This window comes from Bacillus sp. M6-12 (assembly GCF_002860285.1).
Taxonomy (GTDB): domain Bacteria; phylum Bacillota; class Bacilli; order Bacillales; family DSM-1321; genus Peribacillus.
This window is the reverse complement of the sequence record NZ_PGVF01000007.1, coordinates 1-20744: the sequence shown is the minus strand read 5'-3', so window position 1 is coordinate 20744 and position 20744 is coordinate 1. Positions and strand designations below refer to the sequence as shown.

Annotated in this window: 17 protein-coding genes and 1 other annotated feature; of the genes, 11 read left to right on the top strand and 6 right to left on the bottom strand. The window is 40.1% G+C overall.

Translation table 11 applies throughout. The annotated features are described in order from the left end of the window. The first annotated feature begins 27 nt into the window (after window positions 1–27). The 4 genes from CVD28_RS10625 to CVD28_RS10615 all read left to right on the top strand — a co-directional run bounded on the left by CVD28_RS10625 (window position 28) and on the right by CVD28_RS10615 (window position 2972). Entirely contained in the window at window positions 28–774 is a 747-nt protein-coding gene (locus CVD28_RS10625) for an ABC transporter permease subunit (RefSeq protein WP_142384759.1), read from the top strand. Continuing rightward, window positions 771–1685: an ABC transporter permease gene (locus CVD28_RS10620; RefSeq protein ID WP_101592357.1), complete on the top strand. Its 915-nt coding sequence runs from the start codon at window positions 771–773 to the stop codon at window positions 1683–1685. Before CVD28_RS10625 ends, CVD28_RS10620 begins: the two co-directional genes overlap by 4 nt. A gap of 43 nt (window positions 1686–1728) precedes the next feature. After that, a complete protein-coding gene (locus tag CVD28_RS28030) occupies window positions 1729–1896 on the top strand; it encodes a hypothetical protein (protein ID WP_180954108.1) in 168 nt (55 codons plus the stop codon). A gap of 308 nt (window positions 1897–2204) precedes the next feature. After that, window positions 2205–2972 carry a VOC family protein gene (locus CVD28_RS10615; RefSeq protein ID WP_101592356.1) on the top strand — a complete coding sequence of 256 codons (768 nt, stop codon included), beginning with the start codon at window positions 2205–2207 and terminating at the stop codon, window positions 2970–2972. Between the two features lie 106 nt (window positions 2973–3078). Here the strand turns inward: CVD28_RS10615 and CVD28_RS27505 are convergent, their stop codons facing one another. Beyond that, window positions 3079–3735 carry a hypothetical protein gene (locus CVD28_RS27505; protein WP_142384758.1) on the bottom strand — a complete coding sequence of 219 codons (657 nt, stop codon included), beginning with the start codon at window positions 3733–3735 and terminating at the stop codon, window positions 3079–3081. 420 nt (window positions 3736–4155) lie between these two features. On the opposite strand from CVD28_RS27505, the gene CVD28_RS10610 reads away from it, so the two are divergent. Together CVD28_RS10610 and CVD28_RS10605 are read left to right on the top strand one after the other, a co-directional pair. Beyond that, a complete protein-coding gene (locus tag CVD28_RS10610) occupies window positions 4156–5169 on the top strand; it encodes a LacI family DNA-binding transcriptional regulator (protein ID WP_101592355.1) in 1014 nt (337 codons plus the stop codon). A 151-nt stretch (window positions 5170–5320) separates the two neighbouring features. Further along, complete coding sequence (locus tag CVD28_RS10605) at window positions 5321–7003, top strand: glycoside hydrolase family 13 protein (protein WP_101592354.1); 1683 nt, start codon at window positions 5321–5323, stop codon at window positions 7001–7003. A gap of 420 nt (window positions 7004–7423) precedes the next feature. On the opposite strand, the gene CVD28_RS10595 is transcribed toward CVD28_RS10605, so the two are convergent. Beyond that, on the bottom strand, window positions 7424–7609 hold the full coding sequence (locus CVD28_RS10595; RefSeq protein ID WP_101592352.1) for a hypothetical protein: 186 nt from the start codon (window positions 7607–7609) through the stop codon (window positions 7424–7426). A gap of 216 nt (window positions 7610–7825) precedes the next feature. On the opposite strand from CVD28_RS10595, the gene CVD28_RS10590 reads away from it, so the two are divergent. Both CVD28_RS10590 and CVD28_RS10585 read left to right on the top strand, forming a co-directional pair. Continuing rightward, window positions 7826–8635, top strand: coding sequence for a uroporphyrinogen-III synthase (locus CVD28_RS10590; protein ID WP_101592351.1), 810 nt, complete (start codon window positions 7826–7828; stop codon window positions 8633–8635). A 412-nt stretch (window positions 8636–9047) separates the two neighbouring features. Next, window positions 9048–11273 carry a sensor domain-containing protein gene (locus CVD28_RS10585; RefSeq protein ID WP_101592350.1) on the top strand — a complete coding sequence of 742 codons (2226 nt, stop codon included), beginning with the start codon at window positions 9048–9050 and terminating at the stop codon, window positions 11271–11273. Window positions 11274–11312: 39 nt separating this feature from the next. Here CVD28_RS10585 and CVD28_RS10580 read toward each other — a convergent pair whose 3' ends face one another. From CVD28_RS10580 to CVD28_RS10570, 3 genes are all read right to left on the bottom strand, one after another. Beyond that, complete coding sequence (locus CVD28_RS10580; protein ID WP_101592349.1) at window positions 11313–12197, bottom strand: glycerophosphodiester phosphodiesterase; 885 nt, start codon at window positions 12195–12197, stop codon at window positions 11313–11315. A gap of 327 nt (window positions 12198–12524) precedes the next feature. Next, a complete protein-coding gene (gene brnQ, locus CVD28_RS10575; protein ID WP_101592348.1) occupies window positions 12525–13850 on the bottom strand; it encodes a branched-chain amino acid transport system II carrier protein in 1326 nt (441 codons plus the stop codon). A 50-nt stretch (window positions 13851–13900) separates the two neighbouring features. Further along, window positions 13901–14149, bottom strand: a binding site (T-box leader). Between the two features lie 76 nt (window positions 14150–14225). After that, window positions 14226–15188 carry a D-2-hydroxyacid dehydrogenase gene (locus CVD28_RS10570; RefSeq protein WP_101592347.1) on the bottom strand — a complete coding sequence of 321 codons (963 nt, stop codon included), beginning with the start codon at window positions 15186–15188 and terminating at the stop codon, window positions 14226–14228. Window positions 15189–15545: 357 nt separating this feature from the next. On the opposite strand from CVD28_RS10570, the gene CVD28_RS10565 reads away from it, so the two are divergent. Next, window positions 15546–16103 carry a CotY/CotZ family spore coat protein gene (locus CVD28_RS10565; RefSeq protein ID WP_101592346.1) on the top strand — a complete coding sequence of 186 codons (558 nt, stop codon included), beginning with the start codon at window positions 15546–15548 and terminating at the stop codon, window positions 16101–16103. 159 nt (window positions 16104–16262) lie between these two features. Here CVD28_RS10565 and CVD28_RS10560 read toward each other — a convergent pair whose 3' ends face one another. Then, window positions 16263–16616 carry a hypothetical protein gene (locus CVD28_RS10560; protein WP_374702519.1) on the bottom strand — a complete coding sequence of 118 codons (354 nt, stop codon included), beginning with the start codon at window positions 16614–16616 and terminating at the stop codon, window positions 16263–16265. Window positions 16617–17075: 459 nt separating this feature from the next. Between CVD28_RS10560 and CVD28_RS10555 the strand changes: the two genes are divergently transcribed. Together CVD28_RS10555 and CVD28_RS10550 are read left to right on the top strand one after the other, a co-directional pair. Then, window positions 17076–17690, top strand: a complete 615-nt coding sequence (locus CVD28_RS10555) for a CGNR zinc finger domain-containing protein (protein WP_101592345.1) — start codon at window positions 17076–17078, stop codon at window positions 17688–17690. 263 nt (window positions 17691–17953) lie between these two features. After that, entirely contained in the window at window positions 17954–20674 is a 2721-nt protein-coding gene (locus CVD28_RS10550; protein WP_101592344.1) for a dynamin family protein, read from the top strand. Window positions 20675–20744 lie beyond the last annotated feature (70 nt).

Below are 20744 nucleotides of genomic sequence, written 5' to 3'. Positions count from 1 at the left end.
GTCCTGATAAGGGACTTATCACTTAATATGAAGCTTTATTTCGCTTCTGCTTATGAACTGTTAAGGAAGATTATTTTCTTTGATAATGAGAGTTATTGGGAAGCTTCTGCCGTTTTTCCACGGGTTTTATTAAATATTAAGGAAAGCTTTTACATTTTGGGGTATTCCTTTTTAACTGCTTTTCTGTTTTCGGCCATAGTCGTTTATATTTGTTTTCTTCTGTTAAGAAAATGGGTGCCGCAACTGAGCAGCTTATTCAATTTGATGGAAGCTGTTCCGGATATCCTTGTTATTTGCCTGCTTCAGCTTGCGGTAATCTATCTCTATAAAAAATTAGGAATTCATCTATTTCAGGTTGTGTCATTCGGACAAGAGCGAAGCCTTCTTCTGCCAGTGTTAAGCCTGAGCCTGCCGGCCAGCTTTTATTTTATCAAATCATTTATGTTCGGTGTGTTGCATGAGGAAGAAAAACATTATGCCCAATTTGCAAAAGCAGTAGGTTTTTCAGATTGGTATATCTTAAATAGGCATATTTTAAGGAATATTGTTGATGAACTGGTCATTAATTCGAAAACGGTGGTTTGGACGATGCTTTCTACCCTTTTCATTATCGAAAGGCTATATAACATCCATGGAATAACCATGTTAATCTACGAATATCCAACTCCCGAAATGTTTTTCCTGGGTGCCACAGCGTTTTTTATTCCTGTATTTCTCGTGTATAAGCTATATGAACTCCTGGTGCCAAGAATGGTCAGGGGGGAGAGAGCATGATGCGGTTATTATGGAAAGATAGAGCGTTTGTTTTCAGCATAGGTTTTTTGTCATTGTTGCTGATATTAAGCGTTTTGAATTCGTTTTTTAACGATGGGGAGATATGGGTTACAAGATTATTAATTGATGAAAAAACACGGGACATTATTGGTTCTCCTCCTTTCCCGCCATCCTGGAATCATCCTTTTGGTACGGATAAGAATGGATATGATATGCTTCACATAATCATCCAGGGGTCGAAATATACTATCGGGTTCGGACTGCTTATCACGCTTTTGAGGATTAGCCTGAGTTTTTTATTGGGCTCGTTTATTTCTGCATATACACCCAGACTTATACCTATTGGAAAAATGATTGCAGAGCCCTTTACAATTGTTCCGCAAACAATTATAGTGTATTTCTTGCTTGTAAGCGTGCTTTTTAATGATAGTTTTACCAGTGAGTTCTCCCATTCGTTGGGGGCCAGACTCGGTTTCCAAACTGCAGTTATGAGTCTGGTATCTTTGCCTGTTTTGACAAGCCAATTTGCGAGCTTGATGAAAAAGCAGTGGGACCAGGAGTTTATTGAAAGTTCAAGAGTTCTTGGGGGAAGCAAATTTCATATTCTAATCAAGCATATCATCCCAAATATGAGAGATAGTGCTATCCTGCTGTTTCTTCAGCAATTCATTCAAGTGCTTGGGCTAATGGCACACCTTGGAGTGCTTTCACTGTTTTTGGGGGGTACAAAAACTCAAGATATGACTTCGGTTACTTATGAATGGTCAGGGCAAATAGGTGTGGCCTTCCGCTATTTAGTTGGCTATCCATGGATAGCCATGACCCCGATCATCTTTTTTTCGCTCACCATCCTTGCCCTCTCGCTCATTCTTGCATCGGTAAAAAAAGCTTTTGAAAGGGAAAAAGCTTAGCATACTAATAACGGGGCAAAATATAGGCGGAGGTGAAAATCCCATGAGTAATGGAAATGATGAGCTACTAAAAAAAGCAAGAGACATGGATCAGGATGTAAAATATGAAAACACATCCCGCCAAGGCCAGAATCAAGGTAAAAGCAGGTTCGATGACAGGAATGCAGCAGGTCCAGCAGGCCTCGGAAGCGGTGATACCAGGGGAAGATAAAGTTGGGGAATCCCTTTTTGGATTCCCTTTATATTTTCTCTGAAATAAGAAGCTTTTAATATATAGGCTCTTTTTTTGGGGCTGTTGATTTCCGCTCTAGTGGCGGTTCGGGAGCCTCCTCGGCGCTTTGCGCATGCGGGGTTCCATTAGCCCGTTATTCCCGCATAACGCCATTTGCTGCGACAGAAAAGTTATTTTATGAGTTTCTTAAAGACTTCTTTATTATGTTGGATGACTTTCAGAAGTAGGTTACTGTTTCTGATTTTTAGTGATATTAAAGAAAAACTATATAGGAACTGAGGAGAAAAATGACGACAATACAATGGGACCATACGGTACATAATGTTAATCATTTAGAAGATGTGATATCCAGATTTAAGGAGAATGGTTTGAGTGCATTTAAAGGCGGATCGCATAAACAGTGGGGCACACATAATGCCCTGAGTTATTTTGGATTGACATATCTTGAATTTTTAGGGATTGAGGACCGAAAGCTGGCTGAGAACACTGATGGATCGGTTTGTTTTGTAAAGGATGCTGTCGCTATGCTGCCTGCAAAAGAAGCGATTAGCCGTGTTGCACTCCGCTCGGATGATATTGAGGAAACTGCTGCTTCCCTAAAGACAAGGGGCCTGAAACTTTCCCCCATTATGGATGGAAAGCGTCTCAACTCTCTTGGGGAATTAATTGAATGGCGGATGTTGACTATTGCAGGTGAATTTCACGGACTTGCATATCCCTTTGTAATCCAGTGGAAAGGCAATGACCAAGAGCGTTTGGACAAATTAACAGCTTCCGGGCTGATCCAGTCCCACCCGGCTGGCGATGTAACAATAGAGGCTGCAGTCTTCACTGTTCCAAATCCCGGCGCTGTAGCTGCCCATTGGCAGGAGTTATTTAGATTTATGCCAGCAGGAGTCGCTGATTCCTCCGCCAAACTGGACATTAAAGGCAAGTCTTTTATATTTAAACAAGGCAAAGAAAACCGGTTGACGCAACTCACCTTTCGGACTGAAGCGCGGGTTCTGAAAGGAACAACAATTACGATAGGGGAAGCTGATTACGTTTTTAAATAATGGTTTTATGCAGAGTTTCACACAATCTATGAATATAGAAAACAAAAAAAGCAGACAGATCCATCAAACTGAAGGCAAGATGGAACCCGTCTGCTTTTTATTATAACTATTCTTTTGGCAGGAACTTTACTTTCAAATCATTGTTAATTTCAATTTCATCGCCATCTTCAAGTTCCACATTATTAAAGGAATCATTGTAGAACCCGCCGCCGGTACCGAACATTTCATTTACTTTCAATCCGGTTAGCCCGCCAGTAACAACAAAGTTACCCTGCCCCGAAATGGCTTTTGTATCATAAAGGCCAGCGTCAATATCACGGCCAACTACATATTTACCTGCAGCAAGAGTCTTTGTTTTAGCCTCTAATGCCGCTGCTGCCTCAGCTTGTGCTTTTCGTTCTTCTTCTTCGGCTTTCTCGGCAGCTATTCTTTCTTCTTCAGCTTTTTTTGCTTCTTCTTTTCTTTTTAATTCAGCAGCTTTAGCTTCAGCTTCCTTTTGGGCATTTTCGAGTTCAGCAGCTGATAGCTTTAGGAAAGGTTCAGCCTTCTTAACCTCTGCTTTAAGTTCTTTTATAGATTTTTTATATTCAGCAATGTCTTCTTGCTTTTTATCCAATTCTCCATTGAGTTCGATATTTTTATCAACGGCTGCGTCTACTTCAGCCTGAGAAGGGCCGGAGTTCGCTCCGATAATTAATGCAATTATAGCAATTAATATGTATTTCCATCTTCTTTTCGCAAATGATAAAACTTTTTGCAACATTTTCTCATCCTTTACCTGTAATATTTTTGATAAAAAAGTAATGCGGATTTAATCCAAGTAAAATTATAGCAATGTTATAAAGCGAATGTTATGGTACTTGTTGGCAGAATTGAAAGGAAGATTAGCAGAAACCAAAGTGTTCATTGGAAAGATGATTCCAGCAGGAGTGTTAGCTGTTGGTGGGGATAATGGTAATATGTTAAAATCACAACGTAAACGTTTTCGTTAAAATGCACACTAATGGAATTTATTGTAAATTGTTAACTATTGTCCAGCGCAGGAAGGCAGAAAATTCTTTTATAGCAATATAGAGCTCCCGGCAGAACAGAAATGCCTTTTTAGAGGGAGTTCGTAACTTATAGTAAAAATTGGGACTAAAAAATCTTATTTTCGGAACTATATCATGAAAGCAGGCGGGATATGGCATATACGATCAAGGATGTAGCAAAAAAAGCGAATGTATCTATTGCAACTGTGTCCAGGATCCTTAATGGCCAGCCTGGATATTCGGAAAAGACAAAAGAGAAGGTTCAAAAGGTTATTGACGAATTGGGATATCACCCTAATGCAGTTGCAAGGGGATTGATTAACAAGAGAGTGCATACAATTGGAGTGTTGTTTCCAGAACTGTCAAGTATGTTAGTAGCAGCTCTCTTAAATGGAATTGAAAAGGCAGCCCATGAAGCAGGCTCCAGTGTTATCGTTTGCCATACGGAATCAACCGGTGAGAAAACGATGAAGTACCTTCAGTTATTAAATGAAAAACGAATTGATGGACTTATTTTCACCAGTGAAATACTAAAAGAATCATATTATGAATACATCAATAAAATGAAAGTTCCGCTAGTTTTATTAGCAACGGAATCTGAATCTTTTCCTGTTCCTTTTGTAAAGGTGGACGATTTTCATGCGGCTTATGCAGCAACAAAATATTTAATCGAGAAGGACCATAGCTTGATCGGGATGATAAGCGGCAGCAAGGTTGATCCGATTGCGGGAAAACCGAGAATTAACGGCTTCGCAAAAGCAATGATGGATCATAACCTCCCGTATAGTGAAAAGAACGTTGTATGCAGCAGTAAGGGCGGGTTTACTTTTTATGATGGTGTGGAAAGCTTGCCAATTCTGCTGAAACAGGCTTCAGAAATAACTGCTGTATTCGCTGCCAGCGATGAACTTGCAGCAGGAGCTTTATCATCGGCGTATCAGCTCGGAATAAAGGTTCCCGAAGAACTTTCTATAATAGGGTACGACAACTTAAGCTTGGCTGAAATGCTGGTCCCACCGTTAACTACTGTTGGACAGCCGTTAAGTGAAATGGGTGAAAGGGCGGCAAAGATGTTATTTGAAATGCTGGAAACCGGAGAAATAGCGGAAAGCCGTTTAGTAGAGCACCAAATAATTGAAAGGCAAAGCGTAAAAGAAAAGGAATAGCCTCTTTTATCAGCTTTTAAGTAAACGTTTTTGCAAAATCTGCTTTTTAAACAGTTTTTTTTGCTATGTGCTGCAACTGCTATTAAGGGGAATTTTGGTTAATAATACTGGTTTTTGAAAAAAAGAGAATATGGAACGGAGCGAGCAGAAGATGAACAAAGCATGGTGGAAGGAAAGTGTCATTTATCAGGTTTACCCAAGAAGTTTTCATGACAGCAATGGTGACGGAATTGGCGATCTAAATGGTATTACGGCAAAGCTGTCATATCTCAAGGAATTAGGAATAGACGTAATCTGGTTATCGCCGGTTTTCAAATCGCCAAACGATGATAATGGCTACGATATTTCAGATTACAGGGATATCATGGATGAGTTTGGAACAATGAAGGATTTTGACAGAATGCTTGAAACGGCCCACCAGCATGGAATCAAAATCATGATGGATTTAGTTGTCAACCACTCAAGCGACGAGCATCAATGGTTTAAGGAATCTCGTAAATCAAAGGATAACCCATATAGGGACTACTATATATGGAAGGAATCTGTAAACGGAGAACCGCCAACGAATTGGGGGGCGGCGTTTGGGGGAAGCGTCTGGGAATTCGATGAGCAAACAGAAGAATATTATTTGCATCTGTTCAGTAAAAAACAGCCAGATTTAAATTGGGAGAACCCAACACTTAGAGAAGAAGTGTACGAGATGATGCGTTTTTGGCTGGAAAAGGGCATCGATGGATTCCGTATGGATGTAATCAACTTTATATCAAAGGATACAAGCTACCCGCAGGGAAAAGTGACTGAAGGGTTAAAATACGGCAATGGCAGCAAGTACTTTAGGAATGGCCCGCGAATTCATGAGTTTTTACGGGAAATGAACAAGGAAGCCTTGAGCAATTATGACACAATAACGGTTGGTGAAATGCCGGGAGTAACCGTTGAGGAAGGGAAATTGTACACAGGGGAAAATAGAAATGAGTTAAACATGGTATTCCATTTTGAACACGTGGGTTTGGGGGATGGCAAGTTTGGAAAATGGGATCCAAACCCATGGAAGCTGACTGAGCTTAAAGAAATATTCACTAAATGGCAAAAGGGACTAGAAAAAGACGGCTGGAACAGCTTGTACTGGAGTAACCATGATCAGCCAAGGGCCATATCCAGGTGGGGGAACGATTCCGAACAATACAGGGAGATTTCAGGAAAAATGATTGCCACATGCCTCCATATGCTCCAAGGTTCTCCTTATATTTATCAGGGTGAAGAAATAGGAATGACGAATGTTAAATTTGAAAATATAAGTGAATACCGTGATATAGAAACACTTAACGCTTACCGCGATTTAACAGATGGCTCTCTGTCGCATGAAGAAACTTTTAAGGGGATTCATGAACGGAGCCGTGATAACGCCCGAACTCCGGTTCAGTGGAATGCAAGCCCAAACGCAGGCTTCACAACAGGTACTCCGTGGATCAGCGTAAATCCAAATTATAAAACTATCAATGCTGAAGCTGTATTGAAAGATGGAAATTCAATTTTCCATTATTATAAAAAACTGATACAGCTAAGAAAAGAAAATGAGATCATTGTATATGGAAGCTACGATTTGCTAATGGAAAATGATGAGCAGATATATGCCTTCACAAGAACGCTAGGAAATGAAAAGTTGTTGGTTATCTGTAATTTCAGCCAGGAATACCCTGAATTTACTCTTCCGGCAACCATACAATTCTCTGAAAAAGAATTGTTAGTCTCAAACTATGAGGCCGATGCAGAGCAATCGATAAAAAATATCGTTCTTAAACCTTATGAGGCTAGGGTTTACCGCTTAAAGTGAGAAGGTGCTGTTTTAGGATATTTCGGTTAGGTTTGCGGCAGATACAAGTTTTTTCAAAAGCCTGCATGGAAAATAAGCAAGCCTGCCGCAGTTAATCGACAGGCTATTTCCAGCAGGGGAACCTGCCATTAAAAATTGGAAAATAAATATGTATTGCGGCTACTGCATTACACTCTTACATCCACAACGAAGGCATGTCCGATTATAAATGTTAAGCTTGTGATTGCCCTTAAAAAAGCAGATAAGGGATTTAATCCGTTTCATTTATATCTCCTCCTTTTCGTGTTTAAAATAATTATTCTCCGTAAATACTTACTTAACCTGCTGCTTTTGTATAGAAAATTCCGACAATATTCAACAGTAATATTTAATAAGCTTTATTAAAGAGAAGGGACTCAGTGTGAAACTGAGTCCCTAATGCTATTTATTAAATAGCACCATAACGCCTTTATATATTAGGACTAATGAAAATACTGTAACAGCCAATACTCCTACAATCGTGAAAACTGGCTGGAAGCTGTATAAGAAGGTGTCTGCGAAAGAAACCTTTAAAAGTGAAAATCCGGCTAAAACACCCGCTAATAATGTCAGGATGGTTCGATCCATTATTTTTCCCCTCCTTCAATGTCATTATATGCATCATCGATATAGTGTGATATGAATCGGAAGTATTATAATACTCAGAATGGAGAGAAATGCTTCATGTTTTTTTGGAAAATTGGTTTTGTTTGCAAATAGAACCGGCTGCCCTGTCAAAGATTTATAGAGGAATACCTAAATGATGATGTATACTATCTTAAAAAGCAGGACGGGGGAAGTAATTTGAAAAGCTTAGAAGGTAAAAAAATTGCTTTAGTAAGCCAGCGCAAAACTGAGGAGCTTAGTAAGCTAGTTGAAAATTTGGGAGGGACACCGGTTCTTCGTCCGGCCCAGGGAACCGTTTTTCTAGATGAAACAAATATCGAGTCAGATATAGCGGCATTAGTGGAAGGGAATTTTGACTGGATTATTTGTACGACCGGACTTGGTATGGAGACTCTGTATAATCTGGCGGGTAAGCTGGGAAAGGATAAGGAATTTATTCATTCACTAAAAAATGCCAATATAGCAGCACGGGGCTATAAAACGGTTAATTTCCTTAAAAAGCTGGGGATCACACCAGTTGTGCGAGATGATGATGGGAGCACAGCGGGTTTGGTTCGTGAACTTGCTGCCCATAGCTTAAGGGGGGGCAAAGTCGCACTGCAATTACATGGAGATCCAGCACCAAAATTAATCGCTTGGCTGGATGAACAAGGCTGTGACTACAGAGAGATACTTCCTTACAAACATGTTCCGCCGCAGCCTGAAGTGATGGATCAACTAATTTCTGAATTACTGAATGGAGAAATTGATGCGGTGAATTTTACCAGTACACCTCAAGGCCGATTTCTTATGAGCTTTGCAAGGGAGAAAGGAGTGGAGCAAGAAATACAGAAACTCTTCTCTTCCCGTGTAGTTGCCGTTGCCGTGGGAAAAGTGACAGCCCAGGCTTTAAAAGAAGAAGGAATTGAACGGGTGGTTGTACCCGAAAATGAACGGATGGGAAGTGCGGTAATGGCTTTAGGCCAGTACTATCAGAAAAACAATTAGGAGTTTATACACCCGCAACATACATGGAAATAAGAATAATTAGTTACCACATGCTAACATAATAAAGGCGGTGTCAGCGAAGCTAAAGGATACAACTTTCTATTTTGCATTTAAGTTAATTATCTTTCTTATGCCGAACAAATTGGTGCAGATTGGTCTCTTTTCCAGACAAATAACAAATAATTGCTTTTGCGGGTGAACCCGTTGCGGTTCACTCTTTTTTTCATTACTACCTATGATTTTCCCTTTAATCAATCGCTTGATTAAAGAAGTCAGGTTAAGAACGGCCCGTTTTATGTCTAAACACTATGATAATTTAAGCTAATTATTATATCTGTAATTATCTTGTTTATGATAGAATTGTTTGTAAAATAATAGAATTTTTTAGAACATTTTTCGAGGGAAAATTTAAATGAGAACTGAAAAAAATGTATACAAACGTATGTGGTTTCTAATTTTAGGATTAATTATTTTGACAGAGTGTTTGATTGTGGCAGGAGATGTTCTTTTTCCTAATGCAGCCTATATCAAAGGAGCTTCCGTATTTTGCTTTCTATGCAGCTTGTTTGTTTTGTTCCTTTTTTTTAGAGGGATGGATAGAACAGTAATTGATCTGCAGAAGGATAAACAAAGATTGGATAGTATTTTTGATACCCTTGATGTCGCTATATGGTCCCATGATTTGAAAGCCGATACTTTAATGATAACGCCGGGCATAGAGAAGCTGTATGGATATCCGCTCATCGATTTCTACAAAGATCATGAGCTTTGGAAAAAGGTTATTCATCCAGAGGATTTACCTGTTATCGCAGAACGAAATGAGCAGTTTTTAAGAGGTGAAATCATAACCAGTATATATCGGATTATCCGTCCTGACGGGGAAGTGCGCTGGATACAGGACAGAGGAATACCGACAATAAATGAACAGGGCCAATTTAGTGATTTTAATAGCGTATTATTTGATATTACCGACCGTAAAGAAAGTGAGGGCCGCTACCGAAGCTTGGTCGAAATGTCACCTGATATTATTGCCGTTTTCAGCAAGGGGAAAATCGACTATATAAATGAAGCGGGATGCCGGCTTTTTGGGGCAAAAAGAATAGATGAAATTGTGGGGCAGCCTATCTCAAGATTTATTTCGCCGGATATATTCCAAAAAATTAAGGACAACGAACTTGGAATAGAATCTAGCGAGAAAGGAATTTTTGGGGGGCAATTCCAGGCAATAAAGCTCGACGGAACAGCTATTGATATCGAAGCGTCGGCTATGCCTATCTTTTATGAAGGCAGGGTTGTCAACCAGGTAGTAGGCAGGGATATTTCACAGCGTAAAAGGGCAGAAAAAACAATTCAGTTTATGGCCTATCATGATACATTAACTGGCCTGCCCAATCGAAACATGTTCAGGAAACACTTGACTAAAGTTTTAAATCAGCCGGACAGCCATAAATTAGCGGTACTTTTCCTCGATCTGGACCGGTTTAAAATCATCAATGATACAAAGGGTCATACTATCGGAGATCTTATATTAAAAAAAGTAGCGGAGCGTTTGTCAAAGGCTGTATTCCAAGCCGGTATGGTATCGAGACAAGGCGGCGATGAGTTCATCATTATGCTGGAAAACGCAGATAAAGAAAAAGCAGCCCAGATTGCCGGGTGTATTGTAGATCAGTTTGTCCATCCAATAGAACTTGGCGGACAGGAGTTTTATGTAACACCAAGCATTGGAATCAGCATATACCCGGATGACGGAAATGATGAGGAAACGTTGATAAAACTGGCCGATACAGCCATGTATCTTGCTAAAGAACACGGTAAAAATAACTTCAAATTTTATTCATCGCATTTAAATATGCTTGCTTCCCGAAAGATGGAATTGGAGAATGGTTTGCGAAAGGCAGTAGAATTGAACCAATTAAAGCTGTTTTATCAGCCTCAAGTGGAGTTAACCACAGGAGAAATAGTAGGGATTGAAGCATTAATCCGTTGGAAGCACCCTGAGCTGGGATGGATATCGCCTTCTGAGTTTATTCCTCTGGCAGAGGAAACAGGGCTAATTATACCTATAGGAAAATGGGTTTTACAAACGGCCTGTAAGCAAAACAAAACCTGGCAAAATACTGGCCTAATGCAAGTCCCAGTTGGCGTGAATATTTCCGTCCGCCAATTTCAGGATGATCAGTTTGTCGAATCGGTAAAAGGGGAACTAGCATATTCCGGGCTAGAACCGAATCTTTTAGAACTAGAAATAACTGAAAGTATTATGCAAAATATAGAAAAATCCAGCATGATTTTGAATCAGTTAAAAGATTTGGGAGTGAAATTGTCTATTGATGATTTTGGAACAGGATATTCATCTCTTAGTTATTTAAACCATTTGCCGATCAATATTCTTAAAATTGATAAGTCATTCGTCGATGGCATTACACAGGATAATACACAAGGTGCAATTGTAAAAACAATTATTGATATGGGACATAATCTAAACTTTCAAGTGGTTGCTGAGGGAATTGAAACAAAGGAACAAGTAACATTTTTAATTGAAAATGCCTGCAGAATCGGACAGGGATATTTCTTTAGTAAACCTGTGCCTCCTGAACAGATTGAGACCATTTTTTCGGAGTTTTTAATAAAATAGGTGCCGGTCCCCAGCAGATTGCAGGGCAGGCACCATTTTTTATTTCTCTTTTAATACCTCTTGTAAGCGGTCAGGGAAGTTGGTAAACAGACCAGTTACTCCCCAATCAATCAGTTTGCGCATATCTTCTTTTTCATTGATCGTATATGGGTGGATTTCCAGCCCATGCTGCCGTACCTTTTGTACGTATGCTTTATCGATCATATCGGAGTTCATCCCAACCCCAATGCTGTACTCTTTATATCCGTTTAACTCAGCATCAGTAATAGTTGCGGGTTGATCGTACCATAATAATTGCACAAGCGGGATCTTGGGATCTAATTCATGTACAATCCTTAAGCTGTCCGAACTGAACGATTGGATAAGTACTTTATCGGAAGCTTTTTTTCCTGTTAAATTATACTTTTTTAACACTTCTAGAAGCTTTTTCTCCATTCCGGGGTACACTTCAGGTGATTTCGTTTCAATATAGTATCGGTCGCCTTGCCCGAAGGTTTCAATTACTTCGTCAAGAGTAGGAACCTTTAGGCCCACATATTCTTCTTTAGCTAATTCCGGATATTTCTCATTAAACCAAGAACCGGCGTCCAGCTGCTTAATTTCTTCTAATGTGTAGTCTTTTACAAGTCCTGTTCCATTTGTGGTACGGTCCAAAGTTTCATCATGCATAGCGATTAGTTCACCGTCTTTGGTCATTTGAAGATCGACTTCTATGTAATCGCCTTTCATCTTTTCCCCTAGCTCATATGCTAATAGGGTGTGCTCGGGGGCATGACCTGAAGCTCCACGGTGTGAAATATTTAACACTTTGTGTTTATTCTGCGATGGGTCAGCAGGTTCAGCCGCCTCTGCATGGGCAACCACACCTGATCCGATTCCTATTAGTGCAGCCGACAAGAAAACATTTCGTAACAGTCCTCTCAATTTCCTGCTTCCCCTTTCATATTAAAATCAACTTTATTATAAAAGGCCAATGTAAAGTTAACTTAAATAAACCATTAAAGTAGAATTACAAAATCGTAAAGTATTTCTATTTATCTGCTTCCTTTTATTTAGTCCTTTGGTCGCTAATTACTTTCTTAGGTACAATAAAAAAGAAGCAGGAATCATAATATTTCCTGCTTCTGCTATTAATATGTGTCTTAATACTATTAGCGATTTGGCTAATTAAAATTTAATCATCATTGCTTGGTTACGTACATATCCATTTTATTCAGGTATATCAGAGCCAGCCATCCTGTGGAAACATTTTTATGCTTTTACCTGTTCTGTTACAGGAGCTTTCTTGCCCATGCTGCTGAGCAGAAGGCCAATTCCTGTTCCGGCGAGAGCAGGTACAATCCATTGCAGGCCTACTGAAGAAAGCGGCAATATTTCTTTAAGGTTTTGCAGTGGCCCTAAATCAAGGCCGAAGGTATTTAATCCATCCATCACGGCAAATACAGCGGTAAAAAGAATGGCACTGCCATATACTTTTTTCGAATCTTTGGAAAATCGATTGAAGAAAGTAAGTACAACTAGCACAATTGTTAGCGGGTACGCTGTAACTAAGAATGGTACAGAAACTTTCAGGATTTGAGCAAGTCCCATGTTGGTCAGTGTAAATCCGATAACAGTTACTGTTAAAACGATCATCTTATAGTTCGCTTTAGGCATGAGCTTTGAAAAATATTGGCCGCAAGCAGTTGTTAAACCAACTACTGTAGTGAAACAAGCAAGAGTGAAAATAAACCCTAGGAGAGTTACTCCGCCTTTTCCTAATAATTGTGTAGAAGCAGCCGAAAGAATTTGAGTGCCATCGGCAAACGTTCCAGCTGCGGCCATTTTTCCGCCGATCAGCCCCAGACTTACATATACTGCTGAAAGCAATACGCCAGCAATCAAAGCAGCTTTAAATGTATAGTTAGTTAATTGTTTTCTGTCACTTACTCCTTTTTGCTGGATAGCAGAAAGGATGACGATACCAAAGGCTAATGAAGCAAGGGCATCCATTGTGTTGTAGCCTTCAAGGAAGCCTTTGAAAAAGGCGCCGGACTGATAGGCCTCTGAAGGAAATGGAAGCTGGCCGTCTAATTTGGCAAATCCAACAACGCACAGCACCACCATTGACAGCAGCAGCGCAGGAGTAATCCAGCGGCCCATGTATTTTTCCATTTTTGATGGATTTAAGCTTACTGCGTAAGACAGGGCAAAAAATACGACAGAAAAGATAAGTAAGGCAACTGAAACATTCCCAGATTCATTAAGGAAAGGCTTTACCCCCATCTCGAAAGCTACATTGGCATTTCTTGGGATGGCGAGGAAGGGCCCGATGGATAAATAAACAATCACCATAAAAACTGTACTAAAAAGAGGATGGACCCGGTTCCCGATTGCCTGAGCACCTCCGTTTACAAGGGAAACGGCAAGCAGGACGGCAAAGGGAAGTCCAACTCCAGTTACAATGAAGCCTGCCATTGCAACCCAATATGAGGTTCCGGATTCAGCTCCCAGGAAAGGAGGAAAGATCAGGTTTCCGGCTCCAAAGAACATAGAAAATAACATTAATCCAATAAATAAGGTGTCTAGCTTTCTCAAAGTAATCTCTCCTTTATTGTTTTAATAAAATCAAAAAAACCCGTCCCTAAAATAGGGACGAGTTTGTGCTCGCGTTACCACCCTTATTCCGCATATCAAAAAAGCATACGGCTCTCAGTCAACGTACAATCATACGTGTTCCATTGTAACGGCGGATAACCCGTCAAAGCTTACTTGCATCTTTCAGCTTTGCATCTCAGAGATGATTTTCGGACAAGGCCTGGACACCGGCTTCCACCAACCGCCGGTTCTCTGTAGAACAGGGTTCCCATCTTACTCGTTCTCGTCATTGATTTTATTATTTAAAAATAATTTATCAGAAGAAATTAGACATGTCAATATTTTTTGATATTTTTAATAATTCAGCACTTGTTATTAATACCCCTTTAAATAATCGACCAAATTTATCGTAAGTGATTCTCCTTGTATATACCTTTTTAAATTAGGAATAAATATATTTTCAATTACCCGTTTGTTATAATGCTCGGTTGAGCCTGCTGTGTGAGGAGTAATAATCGCATTTTCCATTTCCCATAGCGGACTGTCCTGTTCTAATGGCTCAACAGTAAACACATCGAGTCCAGCTCCTGCAATTTGTCCCTCACTTAATGCCTCAATGAGATCTTTCTCCACTACAATTTCACCGCGGCCTATATTGATAAGGAACGAAGAGGGCTTCATTATATTAAATTGCTTTTCTCCAATCAGATGGCGGGTTTCATCCGTAAGAGGCAATGTGATTACCACATAGTCACACCTAGGAAGAATAGCGTCAAGTTCTTGGACATTATACATTTCGTCTACGTTTTGTTCGCTTTGTCCTGAGTGGCGGATTCCAATAACATTCATTCCAAACGCTTTTGCAATCTTCGCTGTTTCCCTGCCAATCGCCCCGACTCCAATAATTCCAATTGTTTTTTCATGAATCTCAAGTTTCATACCTGAATGGTTCCAGGTTTTGGATTGCTGATTTCTTACATATGCATGAATTTTTCTTGTTAAGGATAGCATTAGGGCAAAAATTGTTTCGGATATTGGATAAGCGTGAACACCACTGGCGTTTGTTAAGTAAATATTTCTTGCAGCCAATTCCTTTAGCGGGAGACTGTTAACTCCTGCGCTCCATGACTGTACCCAGCGTAAAGGGGAGTCACTAAGAAGGCACTGCTGGTCAATTCCTTTTTTCCATCCTGCTATAATTTCAGCATCCATTAAGTGGTTTTGCCAGCTGCTGCTATCCTTGCCAGCAATAATATCCCACTCAGGAACAATCCCTTTTATTTCGTCCATATGCTTTTGACTGATGTCATGGGTGATAATTAATTTTCTTCTTTTCATATAAATCCCCCCTTCTTTTTCTTTGGCTCTGTTAAACTTGGCAGTTGATGTCCGCTCTAGTGGCGGTTCGGGTGCTGCAGCCAGACAGCAACATAGGCAAAATCAAACAATGAGCTTTTACATAGGCTTTTCTTTAAATATAGCGTATTACCAGCTAATGAGCCATTACCACGCAGCATTGTTTTATTTGAAAGTCCCGATTATCTGGTTTTATTGGACAACAACAGAATATTGAACAGACGGCATAGTTATCTTCCTTATTGGATAAGGTATTTTTTTAAAAAGTAATGAACTTGTACAAGCGAAATCGGTAAATTTTCATACATTGACTTTATATAAACAAGGAGGAACAACATTATGTCAGAAGTTTTTTACGAAGACAAGGAGCATGAACATAATAAGCATGAATTGGGGGGGATTTTAAGACAACTTGCCGAAATTGCAAAGATCCAGGAGGAATTAAAAGAAGAAAAGCATGGAAGTGTTGATAATTGTATAAAAGCTCTCACTCAGCCTGTATATCAAGAAAGACGCAGTAAGTCCGTTCCGTTAATTTTTACTACGAAGGCAAATACTTTATTGTTCGCTTTTGGCCGTAGACACATAAAACATAGTAATGGCGAAGACGAATTTAAATCCTTTGCAACTCCGTTCTTTGTTATTAACAAAGTCAATGAAAAAGAAGGCATCATCAGATTGGAGCTTTTAAGGCCAGTAAAGGTAGAAGAAGGCAGCAGTACTACAATTCGCGATTTTAATGACGATGAGTGCTGCATTGAAATTAAAAGTGTTGTTAGAACATTAGCAAAGAATGAACTAATCCTGCTGAAAACTAATAAATTTATCCATGTTGACGGCAATTGTTTATGTGCATTCCAATGCTTCGATCCTGACCTAGTTGCTGAAAAGAAATAAGCTAATGGCAGTTCTTCCTTCGGAGGGCTGCCCTTTTCTTGTTGTTAAGGAATAAAAAATCCAGGGTGCCGATAACGGAAGAAGTGTATCTATCTCTAGCTCCAGCAGAAAGAGGCAGAACGGGTAGCCATTTGCCTCTTTCAGATTAAGATATTGTTTTTAGAAATCAGTGCCAACATAAGGGATATTCAGCCTATTTTCAACAGCTCGAAGCCGCTGGTTTAAACGCTGGATGCGGCGTGTATGCTGTTCGTCGTTCCGGTTAAGGCGGGAGATTTCCTGATTAATCCTGTTTATTTCCCTGTTGATGCGGTTAATTTCCTGGCTTAGCCGAGTTAGTTCCCGTGTTTGTTGTTCATTTTGCCGTTCAAGTTCTCTAATTCTTCTTTCAAGCTGTGGCTGTCTTTCGTCTTGCTGCTGTTGAACCATATTATAGTAATCATGATGTTCGGATTGAACAGGCATGCTGTAAGCATCATCATGTTGAGGCATGAACATTTGCTGCTGATCCATATGGTTTTCCATAGGGAGATAATTTGGCTGTCTCATCTCAAATGAATTTTGCTGCTCAAAAGGGTGCTGCATCATCGGCTCGAATTGCTCCTGTTCCATTATTGGATTGAATTGCTGCTGTTCCATCATCGGCTCTAATTGTCTTTGTTGATGCATCATCGGGTCAAATTGTCTTTGTGGCTGTGATAAATTGAATTGCGACTGCTGCGGGAAATATCCTTGCTGATAACCAAATGAATTCATATTCATAGGGATACACTCCTTTTTTTCTCTCAGGTTAAATACCCTATAAAATATGTTGGAAGGAGATAGCCGACACGGCATATGCCCAGTGACAACCCGGCTTAAATTTATGAGGAGGTTTTCCATTCCTTGAAACTCTGCTTTAATGTCAGAACGGACGTCATTAGCATCAGGCGGACAGCAGAGTTATAATGTTTCTATAAAGGAGGGACAAATGTGAATAGTACGAGACGTGATATAAATCAAATAAGTTTTATTGGCCAGAACCTAAGCCTCGACTTCTGCAATACAGTCGGCTGGCATGCCACAGATGATCCGAAGGAATGGCTTCATAACTATGAAACTTTAGTAAGGTGGTCCATCCTGGCGAAGATTATTCCAGTTGATAATGGAGAAATGCTAATTCAAGAAGCGCTCAGCAAAAAAGAGGAAGCTATGGATGTATACAGGAATGCGATTGCTCTTCGAGAAGTTATCTACCGGCTTTACGTAAGCATTATCAATGGCACTTCGGCTGAACAAGCTGATATGGATAGATTGAATCAATATATTGGCAAAGCATTCAGCCGCTTGAAGCTGCAGAAACGCGGATCTGCTTTTGAATTGTCCTTTCAAGAATCAATTGAATTAGATTCAGTCTTGTGTCCGCTTGTTCAGTCAGTTTCCACGTTGCTTACAAGCTTGGATTTATCGAAATTAAAACAATGTGAAGGCGGAGGATGCGGCTGGCTGTTTTTAGATACAAGCAAAAACCGCAGCCGCAGATGGTGCTCTATGGATGATTGCGGCAACAGGGCGAAAGCAAGACGACATTATAAAAAGATAAGATAACTATTTTGTGATGGGTTGCCTTTAAGCGCACGGTATACCAAGTCCACGATTTTTTTCCTTTGTTTTGCCTCTATAGGAATACTATTACTACATTAACTACCACATAAAGGAAATTATCATTACAGTTTAGTAAATTCTTGTCTTTCATTTGTAAGCAAACTGAAATCTTTGCAGATTGCTTGTTTGTTAAAATAATGATTGGTGGGTTACATATAAATGAAAAAAGGGAAGAGAAATAGAAAAAGAGTAATTGGGGGAGCATAATGACTTTAGATAAAACAATGATTGAGAAACGTTTCTATGAAACGTTATTAAGTGAAGAAGATGCCGGCCATCCTGTACAGATATTGGGTGAAATGTATGCTTCTGAGCAAAAAAAGGAAATGGCGGAGCTGTCGTCAATCCGTTATGCCCAGGGTGAAATTTACTTTCACTGCCGGGATTATGAAACAGCTATTTTTAAGTGGGAAAATATCCTTGATGAAAAGATGATGTGGGCCAAGAAGAATTCAGCGGATGCCTATTACGAGCTAGGTCTTTTATCTGCTGCAGAAGAGATTTACAAAAGTATAGATTCCGAAATTCCTGCTCTGCATACAGAAGCATCATTGCAGTTATTTTCACTTTACATAGAAGAAAACCGGATGGAACATGCAACAGATGTAATTAAAAGAATTATGGAAGTAAATCCGGATTACCCTAATGCTGCAGAAATAGCCCAAACTTTCTTTGAAGATCAGAAGGATTGGGTAAATGCTGTAGAACTGGCAGCTAAAGAAGGAGTCAGATCAGAATCCTTCCATTGGTTTGAATTGTTAACCAGCTATATTGATCGAGGCTTGACAGTCGGAATTGCACCTGAGTATTTTTCAAGCGTACTGTTTTCTTTATACCATCTGGATATTAACCGTTTTGAAAAGCTGGCTGTTGCCTTATGGCAGAGTTACAAAGAAACTGATTCTTATTTTTCCTGGCTTCACACTATCAACAGCCTATTTATGAACACAGAAGCTGACACTCTGCTTACATCGCAGGAATTGTCACGATGCTATCAACAAGCCTATCTTGATCTAATAAGCGGAAAGTATTTTGTGAAAGAGATCCAGGGCATGGTACCGCCTGTTTTGATCCAATGGCTTAAGGTTGCTGACGAAAAGCATGAATTGGCTGCTGCGGCAGCTGTTTTATCATGGAACGAACATTTCGCGGGGACGATTGAAGCACTTGCCGTACAAGATGCGGAATTTAAAATAATGAATGCCGTTGAAGCAGAAGCTGGGTTTGAAGAAAGAATTCAATTGTTTAAGATGGTCGCGGAATGGGCTGGCAGCCATGGTCTTGATGTTGATCGGAGGCTGGAATGGTTTGTCAGTCAGCTCGCTGATTTGAAAGAACGCAAATTATTGATAGCTGGTTCTGAAAAAAGCGGAAAAACGTCCGTTATTCATTCAGTTCTGCAGGAGCAGATTCTTGGTGAAGCAGCTACAGGGGCTGTAATGGTTAAGGATGGGGATGTTTTTGAAGTTCGGGAAATAAGCGAAACAGACGTAAGAGCCCGGGAGGAGTTCCTGCAGGAAGAGATGCCGGTCATTCGCGGGCAGAGGGAAACCTGCCTGGAGGTAAAACTGCCATCTGATTTTCTGCAAAGGAATAGACTTGCGTTTATTGATACACCCGGTTTGATAGGCAGCTCCGCAAAGAATGAACTTTTCAGCTACATACATGGTGCGGACGGTTTGCTGTTTATCCTTGATGCCACGAAACCGTTCACTGAAACAGAGTGTGACGCCCTGCTTCAGATCCAAAAACAAGCGCCGAATCTGCCCATCCATTTCCTTATAAATAAAATGGATGCTTTATATAGCGGCACAGAAGTTCAGAAGGTTGCCGATGAGACTTCTTCAGTAGTACGGGAATACTTCCCGAGTGCACGAGTTTTCCCATTTTCTGCAACTCGCAGGAGCATGGAACAGCTTGGTGACTTCTCTGAATTCCTGAATAATGTGTTTGTAAACAGGGATATCAAGTCGTCACGTACGGATAAGCTGCTTTATTTTATCCGTAAGATTGTTTCAGAATTATTCCAGCGCAGAATTGATGCGGAAAACAATTTGACTAACTTAATTGAATGGAATGAACAACTGTCAACAAAGCTGAATGGAGCGAATCACCAACTGGAAGATTTGGTGAAGGAAAAGGCAAAGTCGATTAAAACAGGCTTCGCAGAAAGTACAGAGGAAATTAAATATGAACTAACCTCGAAAATACCTGAGATTTTGCGAAGCTGTACAGAGCTGGTGACAGAGGACAGTGATTTTAGAAACATCCATCTTCAGCTAAATAAAGAAATGAATGTGAGAATTCAGGAATATGTAAAGGTCACGATTTTGCCAAAGCTTTACCGCTCATTACAGAGTTGGATTGATGCATCTCATGAAGAATTCAAGCATAGCCAGCAATTTTTGTGGGATATGGCTGAAGGATTTAACAATCTTTTCGGGGAAGAAAAGATGACTCTTGATTGCGATTTCAAAGTTTTAGATGATTGGCGCCGGGATGCAGACAGAATGGCAAATGGTGTCCATATAGAAGAAATGAATATCCTTCTCCGCCATACCCCAGCCCAGCTGCTCTTAAAGGGTGCCGGAAAGCTGCTTGGAGTGCTACCGCAAAATAATACAATGCTTTATAACAGCTATAAAAAGTTTTTGGAAAACGAGGATTATCAGGAGCAGGCTATCTCGTTTACGACAAAGTTCCTGCGCCAATTTGAAATGTTTGAAAAAGCTATCGAACGAGATGTAGCCATGTTTTTCAGAAATCCGGAAATCGAACTGGATAAGACACTTCAGCAGGCCGGGCAGCAAATCATGGAGGGCAAAGAAGCCCTGCGTGAAATGAATGTTAACCCTGAGAGCTACCGGGATCCATTAACATTGTTTGAGGTAAGGCTGCGACAATTTGAATGGATGAACGTCCAATAGAATACAATCTTTTAGTAAAGATCAGGCTATCGGGAACCCGCCGATACCTGATTTTTTTTTTTTTTTTTTT

What these genes read in the sequence shown, in the direction of transcription:
- CVD28_RS10585 (WP_101592350.1), top strand. Translation starts at nt 9,048, where the DNA reads ATGAGAACTGAAAAAAATGTATACAAACGTATGTGGTTTCTAATTTTA.
- CVD28_RS10550 (WP_101592344.1), top strand. Translation starts at nt 17,954, where the DNA reads ATGACTTTAGATAAAACAATGATTGAGAAACGTTTCTATGAAACGTTA.
- CVD28_RS10620 (WP_101592357.1), top strand. Translation starts at nt 771, where the DNA reads ATGATGCGGTTATTATGGAAAGATAGAGCGTTTGTTTTCAGCATAGGT.
- CVD28_RS10560 (WP_374702519.1), bottom strand. Translation starts at nt 16,616, where the DNA reads ATGGATCAGCAGCAAATGTTCATGCCTCAACATGATGATGCTTACAGC.
- CVD28_RS10565 (WP_101592346.1), top strand. Translation starts at nt 15,546, where the DNA reads ATGTCAGAAGTTTTTTACGAAGACAAGGAGCATGAACATAATAAGCAT.
- CVD28_RS10625 (WP_142384759.1), top strand. Translation starts at nt 28, where the DNA reads ATGAAGCTTTATTTCGCTTCTGCTTATGAACTGTTAAGGAAGATTATT.
- CVD28_RS10610 (WP_101592355.1), top strand. Translation starts at nt 4,156, where the DNA reads ATGGCATATACGATCAAGGATGTAGCAAAAAAAGCGAATGTATCTATT.
- CVD28_RS28030 (WP_180954108.1), top strand. Translation starts at nt 1,729, where the DNA reads ATGAGTAATGGAAATGATGAGCTACTAAAAAAAGCAAGAGACATGGAT.
- CVD28_RS10615 (WP_101592356.1), top strand. Translation starts at nt 2,205, where the DNA reads ATGACGACAATACAATGGGACCATACGGTACATAATGTTAATCATTTA.
- CVD28_RS10605 (WP_101592354.1), top strand. Translation starts at nt 5,321, where the DNA reads ATGAACAAAGCATGGTGGAAGGAAAGTGTCATTTATCAGGTTTACCCA.
- CVD28_RS27505 (WP_142384758.1), bottom strand. Translation starts at nt 3,735, where the DNA reads ATGTTGCAAAAAGTTTTATCATTTGCGAAAAGAAGATGGAAATACATA.
- CVD28_RS10595 (WP_101592352.1), bottom strand. Translation starts at nt 7,609, where the DNA reads ATGGATCGAACCATCCTGACATTATTAGCGGGTGTTTTAGCCGGATTT.
- CVD28_RS10570 (WP_101592347.1), bottom strand. Translation starts at nt 15,188, where the DNA reads ATGAAAAGAAGAAAATTAATTATCACCCATGACATCAGTCAAAAGCAT.